An 11,967-nucleotide genomic window follows, 5' to 3' on the forward strand; every position below is an offset into this window, starting at 1 on the left:
GATCAGTCCCCGTCGTGCGCGTTGAAGCCGATCTGTACGCCGAGGGCGCGCGCCAGCTCGAGCTGGTGCAGGCGATGCAGTTGGTCGATCCGCTGGTACAGCGCATCGAGCTGCGCCCGACTCTCCTCGTTGGCGAGCATTTTTCCGAACGGCTCGGACATGGCTTTCAATTGTTGCAGCAGATCGGCGTAACCGGCGTCGATGCGCTTGGCCAGATCGGCCTGCTCAGCGCCGAGCAGCGCGCGCAGACCGTCCTGGTCGGAACCCAGCCAGAGGCTTTCGGCGCCTTTGACAGTGGCAGCGATATTGCTCAGGGTCGTGTCGCTGCGCCAGCCGTCGGCCTGGTACGGCTGCGGATGGCCCTTGGTCTGGCGGCCGAGCGGCGCGCCGAGCTTCTTCTTCAGGCCGTCGAGGGCCGTGACCTGAACCCGCAGCAGTTCGGCGATGGCTTCGCTCGGTTCGGCATAACGCTCGTTGGGAAAGCTGCGCAGCTGATCGGCCATGCCGTCCTTGTCCTGCCATTGCTGCAGGACGCTGGCTGCAAGCTGCTGCTGGTGCTCGCCTATGGCCGTCAGCAAGGGGCAGTAGCGCGTCCTGGTGGCGGGGTCGGCGAGGTCGATGCTGCTGTCGAAAAGGACGTACTCGTAGGCGCTCAGGCCCTGCACCACGACGCTGGCGTTATCCAGATCGGCCTGGGTCAGCTCGGGCTTGGTCTTGAGCAGTGCCGTGACCTGGCGTGCAACGAGGTTCTTCTTGTCCGGCCAGAACTGGACCTGCCAGGCCAGATTGCCTTCGCCCATTGGGCCGATCAGCAGCGGCTGCAGGCCGGCCCAGGCGGTTTGCGCATGCACGAAGGCAGCATGCGCTTCGTCCAGGGTCTGGTTGTCGGCACAGAAGGCGATCGCACTGGCCGCCAGGCGGCGGTCGGCTTCCGACCACTGAGTGTAGGTCGGCAGCAATACACCATCGGCCAAGGCTTTGCTGGTCTCGGCCTGCGGGTCGGCGGGCGTGCAGGCGCTCAGCAACAAGGCGGTGAGCAGAGCGCCGCTGGCGATGCGCAGGGTGTTCGAACGGATCATGGTGTCCTCATCGGCAAGGCCGGTTGCAGCGCTTTCGCGCCGGGAAAGCATGGTGAATAGCATGGGTATTCAGAGCGACTCGAGGAAGCTCAGCAGCGCGGTACGTTCGTTCTGGTCGTAGCCGAGCACGATCTGGCGCGCCTTTTCGGCCTCGCCGCCGTGCCAGAGTATGGCTTCGAGCAGGTTGCGGGCGCGGCCGTCGTGCAGGAACTGGGTATGCCCGCTGACTGCCTGGGTCAGGCCAATGCCCCACAGCGGTGGCGTGCGCCATTCCCGGCCGTTGGCCTCGAACTCGGCGCGGTCATCCGCGAGGCCTTCGCCCATGTCATGCAGCAGCAGGTCGGTGTAGGGGCGAATCAGCTGATTGGCCAGCTCCGGTTCCGCGGCGTCGGCAGCGGTGGTCAACTGTGGCACGTGGCAGCTCTGGCAGCCGGCGCGGTGAAATAGCGTCTTGCCGGCGAGTACCTGTGGGTCGTCGACGTTCCGTCGCGCAGGTACGCCGAGATTGCGGGTGTAAAACAGCACCTGGGCGAGGATGTCGTCGCTGACTTCCGGCTCGCCACCGTCCCGCATCGCGCGACACTCGGTCTGCCGGTCGGTGCAGCTGCTGCCACTGAGCAGACTGGTGGACAGGCCCATATCGTTGAAGAAGGCGTCGGCATTCTGCTGGTTGAGGCTTGGCTGCCCGGCCTTCCAGCCGAAGCGGCCGATCACGGTCTGCCGGCTGGTCTGGTCGAAGACCCGGTTGGGGCGGCCGGAGATGCCGTCGCCGTTGCGGTCATCGGGGTCGGCATTGGCCAGCAGCGCTTCTTCGGGAATGGCTTCGAGCAGGCCCAGGCCGATCATCGGTGGCGCGATGCGCAGGGACATCCGGGTTTCCGGATGCATGTCACCATAGGCCAGGTCGTTCAGTTCGATTTCCGGCCTACGCAGCTCGACCTCGGTGCCATCGGCGAAGCGCACCTGCTCGGACGAATAGCGCAGCCGTACCTTGCCTTCCGGGGCGACGCCGGGAATCGCCATGTCCTGCAGCTGGCCGCCGTAGCTTGGCTCCGGTGCGATGCCACGTTCTCGGACGACTTCGGCATGCTCGGGCCCGGCTGGAATGGAAAGCCGTACCAGCATCGACACGGCGCTGGTCGCATCGGGTGCCGGCGGATGGCCGCGGCCGTCCTTGATATGGCAGTTCTGGCAGGCGTTGGTATTCAGCAGTGGGCCAAGACCATCGCGAGCGGTGGTGGATGCCGGGGCGATGACCCAGGGATTTCGGAAGAAGCTGTTGCCGACGCTGAAGTCGAGTCGACGCATCGGTGCCAGATTGGCCGAAGGCATGGAGTAGGCGTTCTGGTCGAACTTCATCACCGTGGTGCTGCCGCCGGAGAGCGCCTCACCAGGTTCGGGCTGGGAGAAAGTCGGTGTTTCAGCGTTATCGCAGGCGACCAGGGCCAGAGCCAGCAGCGGGAAGAGGCGGCGAAACAGCGGGCGCATCGGAAGTACCTGCGGGGCGGTGAATTAAGCCGCGCAATCTTAGCAGGCTAATCGTAATGGAATAAGAGGGATTTGCATTTGCGCGAGAGGAGCGCGCGCTCTGGGACCAGGCAGGGGTACAGCGAAAAGCCCGACACGGGCGCAACAGCTGCGCCCGTGTCGGCGCCGATCAGAACTCGTGATCGGCGGTGTCAGGGTTGAGGTCGCTGATGCCGAGGGCACCGGCGGCCTGCTCGATTGCGGCGGTCTGCTTGACCAGTGCGCCGATGGCATCGCGTACTTTCTGCTGGCCTTCGGTGTTGTCCGAGGCGATCAGCTGATCGAACGCTTCGCCGTTCTCAGCACTTTCCACCAGAACCTGCAGCTTGGCTTCGGTAGTTTCCAGGTCGGTCTTCAGCGTGCTGTCCACCTCCGGGCTGACGCCCTGAACCAGCGATGCCAGGCTCGGGCCGGTCAGTGTGGTGCCGTCGACGCGCTTGTACTCGCCAAGATAGACGTTACGAACGCCACGGGCATTGAAGAAGTGCGAGTTGTGGGTGTTGTCGCTGAAGCAGTCGTGCTCGTCTTCGGTGGAGTTGGCTTCCAGAGCGACTTTCATGCGCTCGCCAGCCAGTTCGCCGAGGGACAGGCTGCCCATGCCGAAGAACATCTTGCGCAGGCCGTTTTCCGCGGTATCGGCTTCGAGGCTGGCGCGGTAGTTCTCGGCATTCGGCTGCCACTGCTCGACCATTTCCTGCAGGTCGCTGACCAGTAGTTCGGTCGCGACTTTCAGATAGGTGCGGCGGCGGTCGCAATTGTCGCCGGTGCAGCTTTCGCCTTCCACGTAGTCGGTGTAGGGCCGCTCGCCGGCACCTGGGCCTGTGCCATTGAGGTCCTGGCCCCAGAGCAGGAACTCGATCGCGTGGTAGCCAGTGGCGACGTTCGCTTCGGAGCCGGCCAGTTCGTTGAGGCTGGCCAGCAGCTCGGCGTTGATTTCGCTGGTGTCGACCTTGTCTTCGCCAATCTGCAGTTCGCTGTTGGCGATGATATTGGCTGTGGCGCCCGGGTTGCCGAGAGCGTGCTGGTAGTCGCCCTCGATGTAATCGATCAGGCCCTCATCGAGCGGCCAGGCATTGAGCTGACCTTCCCAGTCATCCACCACGGCGTTGCCGAAGCGGAATACCTCGGTCTGCATGTAGGGAACGCGGGCCGCCAGCCAGGCCTGACGCGCGGCCTGCAGGGCCTCTTCGCTGGGGTTGGCGAGGAGGGCGTCGACAGCTTCCTGCAGTTTCACGCCGGTGGCGTGGGCATCGCTGAATACCGCCAGCGCCAGATCGGCGTAGTGGCTGACGACTGCCTTGGCCGGTTTCTCATCGGGCGCCTGCGCCTTTTCGGCTGGCACGCTTTCGGTAGTGCTTTGCGGGGCAGCGGTCTGGTTCGCGGGGGGCTTGTCCTCACCGCAACCGGCGAGTGAGATGGCCACAGCGAGGAGGCTGGCGGTTGCCCAGATGGGGGTGCGTAGCATGTGCGGGTTCCTTTGCGTGCGAGTGAACGAAGCCGAGGGCTGCTCGGAAGCTATCAATAATGCGAAAGATTTTCATTTTGTGCAAAGCCAATGCGTGCACAGGCTCTCTCTTCCGTTTCGGTGCAGCCGGTAGAATGCTGGCGTTCTGACGGCCTTTGTCCCTGGAGATGCTATGAGCCTGAGCGCTGTGGTTGTGCTGGTTGTGCTGTTTCTCGTCGCCGCTTACGCGGTGATTCTCTACAACGGGCTGGTGCGTCTGAAGCATGGCGTCGGCAAGGTCTGGGCCAATATCGACGTGCTGCTGCGTCAGCGTCATGAAGAGTTGCCCAAGCTGGTGGAGACCTGCCGGCAGTACATGCAGCATGAACGCAATACGCTGGAGCAGGTGATCAGCGCGCGCAATGCCGTGTCCAGCGCGCGCGAGCAGGGCGATGTGAGCGCGCTGGGGCAAGCCGAAACCGGTCTGCGTGCCGGCCTCGGGCGGCTGTTTGCGCTAGCCGAGAACTACCCCGAGCTCAAGGCCAACGAGAGTTTCCGCCATCTGCAGCAGCGCATCAGCGGACTGGAAAGCGGAATCGCCGATCGCCGTGAGCTGTACAACGAGGCGGTCAACCTGAACAACGTGCGCATCGAGCAATTCCCCGATGTACTGCTGGCGCGGACGTTCGGTTTCAAGGAGGCTGCCCTGCTGCAGTTCAGCGAGGCGGAGAAGGCCGACGTCGATCTCAAGGCGCTGTTCGGCTGAAATGCATCCGGGCCAGGTTTTCACACTCATTCTCGCCGCCCCGCTTTGCGTCGGCGGGGCGTGGATCTGCATCGGTCGCTGGTCGCGTGCCCGTCATTTGCTCGATACCCCGACTTCTCGCATTCGCTCGGCAGCCCAGGGGTATGTCGAGCTGGTTGGCGTGCTACGCGAGCTGATGGTGCCGCAACCGATGGCGCCGCTGACCGGCGAGCGCTGCCTGTGGTGGCGCTACCGTATCGAGGAGTACCGTTCCAACGGCAAGCGCAGCAGCTGGAGTGTGGTCGAACGCGGCGTCAGTGAAGCCTGGCTGCGCCTGGCCGATGCCACCGGCGAATGCCTGATCGACCCGCGTGGCGCGGAGGTCCATCCCGCCTTCCGCAAGGTCTGGACCGGCGATCTGCGCCACCCGCGCGGTGTCGCTCCGAGTGGCTGGGTCGGCCTGTTCAGCATCGGCAAGCGCTATCGCTACACCGAGGAACGTCTGCACGAGGGTGAACCGCTTTACGCACTCGGTGATTTCCGCACGAGCGGCGGCGGGCGACAGGGCCTCGACCTGCAATCCGCCAAGCGCGACGTGATCCGTCAGTGGAAGGGGGATTTCGCCGGCCTGCTGCAGCGTTTCGACAGCAACGCCGACGGTCAGCTCGACGAGCAGGAGTGGAGTCGCGTACGCCTGGCGGCGCGCCTCGAGGCGGAAGATCGGCATCGCGAGAGCAGCGCCGCGCCGGCATTGCACCAGCTGGGGCAGCCCGGGGAGGCGCTGCCTTTCGTACTGTCCAGCCACGGTGAAGAAGTGCTCACGCAGCGCTTCTACTGGCAGGCCGCCGGTGGTGCACTGATGTGCCTGGCTGGCGCCGTCTGGCTGGCGTCGCAGCTGGGTGTGACGGCCTGGTAAACCGGCCGGCTCAGCGCTTGCGTTTTTCGGCGATCCAGATGGTATGCCGGGTGCCGCGGTTGCCGTGGGCGAACACCTGCACTTCTTCGGCCTTGAAGCCGGCCTTGGCGAGCTTGTCGGAAAAGGCGCGGTCGGCGCTGGCCGACCAGACCGCGAGGATGCCGGACGGGCGCAACGCGCGGGCGCAGGCGTTGAGGCCGTCAGCAGAGTACAGCCAACTGTTGCTCTTCTGCGTCAGTCCCTCGGGACCGTTGTCGACGTCCAGCATGATCGCATCGAAGCCCTGGGCTAACTCGGCGACGTCCTGGTTCAGCACCCGTGCGCGGGCATCGCGCAGCGGATTGCCGGACTTCTCGCCGAGTGCACCGCGGTTCCACTCGATCACCCCTGGCACCAGTTCGGCGACCAGCACCTCGGCGTCCGGCCCGAGATGGCGCAACGCAGAAGCGAGGGTAAAGCCCATCCCCAGCCCACCGATCAGCACGCGGGCCTGCGACCGTGCGGCGATCCGTTTGCAGGGAATCTCCGCCAGCGCGTCCTCTGAGCCATGGGTGCGAGTGTTCATCAGCTGATTGCCGTTTCCGCCCTGGATCTTGATGACGAAGTCATCGCCATATTCGAACAGGCACAAGGCGCCGCCAGTGGGAATGGCGGCGGTATCCAGGAGTACGAAGCGTTTCATCGGGGACTCGTTGTAGGCGCGGGCGATAAAAGGCTGGAAGTGTGGCCCATGTGCTCATGACTGGCCAGCGCCAGGGGGTAAGTGCGGGTGGCGATTCGAGGCGGCGATGCGCGCCAGCCGCGCGCTGTCGGGCTAGCGCAGCTCGGAATTGACTGCCCGATCGAATGGCGTCGACTGGCGCAGCAGCAGGTCGAGATCGCGGGCGGGCAGCGGCTTGCTGTAATAGTAGCCCTGGCCTTCCTGGCAACCTTCGGCGATCAGATAGGCTTCCTGCTCCGGTGTTTCGACCCCCTCGGCGATCACCGTCATGCCAAGGCTTTTGCCCAGCTGGATGACCGCGCGCACGATGGTCGCGCCCTCGTCCTGGCCGATGTCCTGGACAAAGCTCTTGTCGATCTTGATCTTGTCCAGCGGCAGGCTCTTGAGATAACTCAGCGAGGAGTAACCGGTACCGAAATCGTCGATCGCGATCAGCGCGCCGGAGCGCCGCAGGCTGTGCAGGTTGTGCGCTGCCGCGTCGATGTCTTCCATCAGCCCTGTCTCGGTCACCTCCAGTTCGAGGGTTTCGGCCGGCAACTGGTGCTTCTGCAGCAGCTCGCCGATCATCTGCGGTAGCTGCGGGTGGCGCAGTTGTACCGTGGAAAGATTCACCGCAACGCGCAGACCGGTGTAGCCCTCGGCATGCCACTGCCGCAGCTGGCTGCAGGCCTGATCGAGCACCCATTTGCCGATCTCGATGATGCTGCCGTTCTGCTCCGCCAGCGGGATGAACAGATCCGGTGGGACCAGCTTACCCTGGGGGTGTTTCCAGCGGATGAGTGCCTCGACGCCGGTGATGCGGTTCTGGCGGTAGTCGACCTGGGGCTGGTAGACCAGATGGAACTCGTTGCGCTTGAGCGCTTCGCTGAGGTCCTTTTCCAGCTCCCGACGGGCGCGCATCTCGCTGTCGATGCTGGCGACATAGAACTGGTAGCGGTTGCGCGAGCGGCTCTTTGCCAGCGTCATGGTCTGCTCGGCCTTTTGCAGCAGCTTCTCGGTATTGTCGCCATCTTCCGGGTACAGCGTGATGCCGATGGTGGCGCGCAACCGAATCGGGTCGCCGTCGAATTCGATGGGGTTTTCCAGATCGTCCAGCAGCGCCTGAGCGAGCTCGGCGGCCTCGTAGGGCTGCTCGATGCCGCTGAGTACGAGGACGAACTGATCGCCGCCCAGTCGTGCCAGCGCACCGAGACGGCCAGCGGAGCCGCGCAGGCGGTCTGCCAGGGCCTTGAGCAGGCAGTCGCCGGCCTGATAGCTGTACTGCTCGTTTACACCCTTGAAGTCGTCAAGCCCCAGACAAAGCACTGCGACGCGCCGCTGCATGCGTCGAGCCTCGTCGAGAATGTGGTCGAGCTGACTTTGCAGCTGCTGCCGGTTCGGCAGACCGGTCAGGGAGTCGTACTGGGTCATGCGATACAGGCTGCCTTCAGCCTCCTGACGCAGGTGCATGTTGTGTTCGATGGAGGCGAGCAAGCCGTTGGCCGTTTCCACCCACAGGCCTAGCTCGTTGCGCTCATGCCCACGGATCATCGGCAACTTGTGCTCGCCGGGCCGGTCGGGGTTGATCCGCGCCAGATGCTCGATGAGCTTGGTCAACGGACGGGTCAGCAGCCACTGGTAGATCAGGAAGAGCACGAAGCCCAGCGTAAGCGCACGGAGGATGCCGACGATGAAGATCACGATGGAGTCGTTGATGAATTCCTGGCCGTATTTGGCGGTGTCCAGGGTTATGCGCAGCTCGCCGTAATATTCGTTGTAAGGCGGCTTGCCGATCAGCGGAATCGAGAACTGTCGATCGCGATGGAGAATCGGATCGGTCAGCCAGCGTGTCGGTAGGTCGATAGGTGGTCTGATCTTCAGCGCCAGCATGCCTTCGTCCGGATGGCCGATGGATGCCATTCGAATCGATTCGTGCTGGAAGAGCCCCTCCATCACCTGGGCGCCCATCTCGCGGTCGAGGCTGTAGATCGCCTGAGTGGATGGGTCGCGGGTCATGCGCAGGATGCGTTGGGCATCGGCTTCGATCAACTGGCGTGTCTTGTAGGCGCCGAAGATGATCTGTGCGCAGCTGAGTACCAGCCCTACCGTAAGCGCCGATAGCAGGACTACACGCAGGAGCTTACGCGACAGGCTATTGCGCATTTCCAGCTTCAAATGAAGGTCCTTTTCCGTGCCGACGCTCGGTTGCGGAAGTATTGTTAGTCATTCGGCAATCGTCAAAGGCAATTAAACCAGTAAGTCAGCAAGCTCCGACTGTGCCGGCAGTACGTCTTAGGATGCAAGCCCAAAGGCGTAATCCTAAGGAAACATTGCGCGTCGATTACCGATACCGTAAGGCGACTTTTTTCCGGGCTGCAAATGTATAGCGGCAGGCGACACCTAACCCTTAAATGAAAATGCCCGCAACAAGTGCGGGCATTTTCGTTAGCGCTGGGTGGCTCAGCCGGCGAAGTTCTTCGCGACGAAGTCCCAGTTGACCAGGTTCCAGAACGCTTCGACGAACTTCGGACGAGCGTTGCGGTAGTCGATGTAGTAGGCGTGTTCCCAGACGTCACAGGTCAGCAGTGGCTTGTCACCTGCAGTCATCGGGTTGCCGGCACCGATGGTGCTTGCCAGGCCGAGGCTGCCGTCGGACTTCTTCACCAGCCAGGCCCAGCCGGAGCCGAAGGTGCCGATGGCGGTCTTGGTGAACTCTTCCTTGAACTTGTCGAACGAGCCGAAGGATGCGTTGATGGCATCGGCCAGCGCGCCAGTCGGCTGACCACCGGCGTTCGGCGCCAGGCAGTTCCAGAAGAAGGTGTGGTTCCAGACCTGAGCGGCGTTGTTGAAGATGCCACCGGAAGAGGTCTTGATGATGCTTTCCAGATCCTTGCCTTCGAACTCGGTGCCCTGGATCAGGTTGTTCAGATTGGTCACGTAAGCAGCGTGGTGCTTGTCGTGGTGAAACTCAAGCGTCTCGGCGGACATGTGCGGCTCGAGAGCGTTCTTTTCGTACGGCAGCGGCGGCAATTCGAAAGCCATGATGTATCTCCTACTCAGGTGTCGAGGATTGATGCGGCCAGCTGGAAGGAGCGTGTGAGGCGTGCCGGCGATACCGGTGAGCAGGAGCGAATGTGCGTCCCGCCCTGACCTCTGTCGTTCCCTTCGCTCGCTACATGCTTGCGCAATCTCTGGCCGTTCACGGTCGGCCGAACAGACAGACTGAAGCCTTCCGCTTCATGTCTGCGAGCCAGCGATCATAGCACCCGACCTGCGGCAAAACCACGCGGCAACTGTATGGAATATAGGTTCCAGAGGGGTTGGCGAGGCGAGGCAGCGGATGCAAACAACTGGCTGCGCCTTGCGTGGACCGCGCCGTCGGGCTGGGCGTTCCTTGCGACCTGCAAAAATGGCGCGCGGCCGGTTGTCGCGCGCCAGGGCGTCAGCTGGCGAATGCGAGCTGTGCGGCAATCGCGAACATCATGGCGGCGACGCCGAGGTCGATCAGATGCCAGGTCAGCGGGCGGGCCAGCCAGGGCGCAAGCCAGGCGCCACCGAGCGCCAGGGTCATGAACCACAGTGTCGATGCACTGGCAGCGCCCAGTGTGTAGGCGCCTGGCTCGGGCTGTTGTGCGCCGAGTGAGCCGATCAGTACCACTGTATCGAGATAGACGTGCGGATTGAGCAACGTCACCGCCAGCGCGGCCAACAGCACCGCCCGCAGCGGTCGCGGCTGCGCATCAGTGCTGCGCAGGCTCTGTGGCTTGAACGCGCGACGCAGCGCCAGGGTACCGTACCAGAGCAGGAAGGCGACGCCGCCCCAGCGGGTGATCTCCAGCAGTAGCGGGTTGTCCGCCAGCACCGCTGCCAGTCCGAATACACCGACGCTGACCAACAGTACGTCACAGACGATGCACAGCGCCGCCACTGGCAGATGGTGCTCCCGGCGCAGGCTTTGCGCGAGCACGAACGCATTCTGCGCGCCGATCGCCATGATCAGCCCCGCCGCGACCAGAAGGCCGTTGATATAGCTTTGCCAGATTGCATTCATGCCGCACGCCTCGTCCGATTTACTGGCGAGTCTGGGCAGTGGGGCGTTATAAGAGAAACAAATTCTCTTCAGGGTGCATTAGGAATACTGATGTTCGATTACAAATTACTCGCGGCGCTTGCGGCCGTTGTCGAGCAGGCGGGTTTCGAACGAGCCGCGCAGGCGTTGGGGCTTTCGCAATCGGCCATATCCCAGCGGATCAAATTACTTGAGGCGCGCGTCGGCCAGCCGGTGCTGCTGCGCGATACGCCGCCCCGGCCGACCGAGTTGGGTCAACGATTGCTCAACCATGTGCAGCAGGTGCGCTTGCTCGAGCGGGACCTGCAAGGGCAGGTCCCGGCGCTGGACGAAAATCGCCTGCCCGAGCGATTGCGTATTGCCCTGAATGCCGACAGCCTGGCGACCTGGTGGGCGGGCGCGGTGGCGTCGTTCTGCGCCGAGCATCGGGTGCTGCTCGATCATGTGGTGGAAGACCAGGCGGTCGGGCTCAAGCGCATGCGCGCTGGCGAGGTCGCAGCCTGCGTGTGCGCGGCGGAACGGCCGCTGGCAGGTGCGCGCAGTCAGTTTCTTGGGGCGATGCGCTATCGCGCGCTGGCCAGTCCGGTCTTTGTCAGTCGGCATTTCCAGCGACCGGCAGCCGCTGCGGATCTGGCTCGGGTGCCTGCCGTGGTCTTCGGCCCGGATGACCAGCTGCAACACCGCTACATGGCAGCAGTCGGCGGGGGAGAGGCGTTCGTCCATCACCTCTGCCCGTCGTCCGAAGGTTTCGTACGCCTGCTGCAGAGCGGGCTTGGCTGGGGGTTGGTGCCGGAGTTACAGGTGCGCGGCGAACTTGCGCGCGGGGAATTGGTCGATGTGCTGTCCGGACCGCCGATCGACGTGCCTTTGTATTGGCATCACTGGCGTAATGGCGGGCAATTGCTCGACGAGCTGACCCGGCATCTGGTGCGTTGCGCCAGCGACTGGTTACTGGTTGATTGAGCGCTCAGGCGAGTACGCGCTGGCCTCGGTAAATGCGTACCGTGGCGCCGCTGCTGGCCGCGCGTGGTGGAGGTGGTGCCGGCAACCGATCACTGAACGCGGCGAGCTGGCGTCCGAGTTCGCGGGTCAGCTCATCGTTGGAGTTCATGCACCCGGCAAGCATTGCCGTAACCGCATCCGGTTGGTCGAGATGGATGTCGAGTTGCTGCTCATCGCGAAGTCTGCGTCGCAGGCTGCGCATGCAGTCGATAACCGCCTTGTTCAGCTCCATGCTGTGTTCCTCGTGAATTGCCCTAAGGCCCAACATCCCTGTCGGAAGTGTCTATCCGCTGGCAAGAGAGACAGAGCAAGTGGCGTACCAATTTCCGGCGTTGCTGCGCGGTTTTTGCATCTGGCAGGCGAAGCGCCCGGCTGGCGAGGCCTGCAGACTGCCCGTAGGCGATGGTCACCGCTGTGGTGCCTGTTCGCGGGGCTGCCGAGTGCGCCATTCGATGCACCGTGATGCGTATCACAAGCGGCGCACT

At 63.5% G+C, this 11,967-nt stretch carries 11 protein-coding genes; 3 read left to right on the forward strand and 8 right to left on the reverse strand.

All coding sequences use genetic code 11. The features are described from left to right. Window positions 1-2: 2 nt before the first annotated feature. The 3 genes from CXK91_RS19545 to CXK91_RS19555 form a co-directional block, all read right to left on the reverse strand. Entirely contained in the window at window positions 3-1,079 is a 1,077-nt protein-coding gene (locus CXK91_RS19545) for an imelysin family protein (protein WP_103457816.1), read from the reverse strand. Between the two features lie 69 nt (window positions 1,080-1,148). Then, window positions 1,149-2,567, reverse strand: a complete 1,419-nt coding sequence (locus tag CXK91_RS19550; protein ID WP_103457708.1) for a di-heme oxidoredictase family protein — start codon at window positions 2,565-2,567, stop codon at window positions 1,149-1,151. Between the two features lie 169 nt (window positions 2,568-2,736). Then, window positions 2,737-4,071, reverse strand: a complete 1,335-nt coding sequence (locus CXK91_RS19555; RefSeq protein WP_103457709.1) for an imelysin family protein — start codon at window positions 4,069-4,071, stop codon at window positions 2,737-2,739. 172 nt (window positions 4,072-4,243) lie between these two features. On the opposite strand from CXK91_RS19555, the gene CXK91_RS19560 reads away from it, so the two are divergent. Next, entirely contained in the window at window positions 4,244-4,816 is a 573-nt protein-coding gene (locus CXK91_RS19560; RefSeq protein ID WP_103457710.1) for a LemA family protein, read from the forward strand. A 1-nt stretch (window position 4,817) separates the two neighbouring features. After that, the gene (locus CXK91_RS19565) at window positions 4,818-5,711 is read left to right on the forward strand and encodes a GIDE domain-containing protein (RefSeq protein ID WP_103457711.1); all 894 of its coding nucleotides are present in this window, start codon (window positions 4,818-4,820) and stop codon (window positions 5,709-5,711) included. Between the two features lie 10 nt (window positions 5,712-5,721). Here the strand turns inward: CXK91_RS19565 and CXK91_RS19570 are convergent, their stop codons facing one another. The 4 genes from CXK91_RS19570 to CXK91_RS19585 form a co-directional block, all read right to left on the reverse strand. Then, window positions 5,722-6,393, reverse strand: coding sequence for a spermidine synthase (locus tag CXK91_RS19570; RefSeq protein ID WP_103457712.1), 672 nt, complete (start codon window positions 6,391-6,393; stop codon window positions 5,722-5,724). 132 nt (window positions 6,394-6,525) lie between these two features. Then, window positions 6,526-8,586 (reverse strand): putative bifunctional diguanylate cyclase/phosphodiesterase, encoded by a 2,061-nt coding sequence (locus CXK91_RS19575; RefSeq protein WP_103457713.1) that lies wholly within the window; start codon window positions 8,584-8,586, stop codon window positions 6,526-6,528. A 285-nt stretch (window positions 8,587-8,871) separates the two neighbouring features. Beyond that, window positions 8,872-9,453, reverse strand: a complete 582-nt coding sequence (locus CXK91_RS19580) for a superoxide dismutase (RefSeq protein WP_103457714.1) — start codon at window positions 9,451-9,453, stop codon at window positions 8,872-8,874. A gap of 400 nt (window positions 9,454-9,853) precedes the next feature. Beyond that, a complete protein-coding gene (locus tag CXK91_RS19585; protein ID WP_103457715.1) occupies window positions 9,854-10,462 on the reverse strand; it encodes a LysE/ArgO family amino acid transporter in 609 nt (202 codons plus the stop codon). A 90-nt stretch (window positions 10,463-10,552) separates the two neighbouring features. Between CXK91_RS19585 and CXK91_RS19590 the strand changes: the two genes are divergently transcribed. After that, complete coding sequence (locus CXK91_RS19590) at window positions 10,553-11,443, forward strand: LysR family transcriptional regulator ArgP (protein ID WP_014819388.1); 891 nt, start codon at window positions 10,553-10,555, stop codon at window positions 11,441-11,443. Between the two features lie 4 nt (window positions 11,444-11,447). Here CXK91_RS19590 and CXK91_RS19595 read toward each other — a convergent pair whose 3' ends face one another. After that, window positions 11,448-11,714: a hypothetical protein gene (locus CXK91_RS19595; protein ID WP_023444113.1), complete on the reverse strand. Its 267-nt coding sequence runs from the start codon at window positions 11,712-11,714 to the stop codon at window positions 11,448-11,450. Window positions 11,715-11,967: the final 253 nt, after the last annotated feature.

The organism is Stutzerimonas stutzeri, assembly GCF_002909485.1.
GTDB lineage: Bacteria > Pseudomonadota > Gammaproteobacteria > Pseudomonadales > Pseudomonadaceae > Stutzerimonas > Stutzerimonas stutzeri_AH.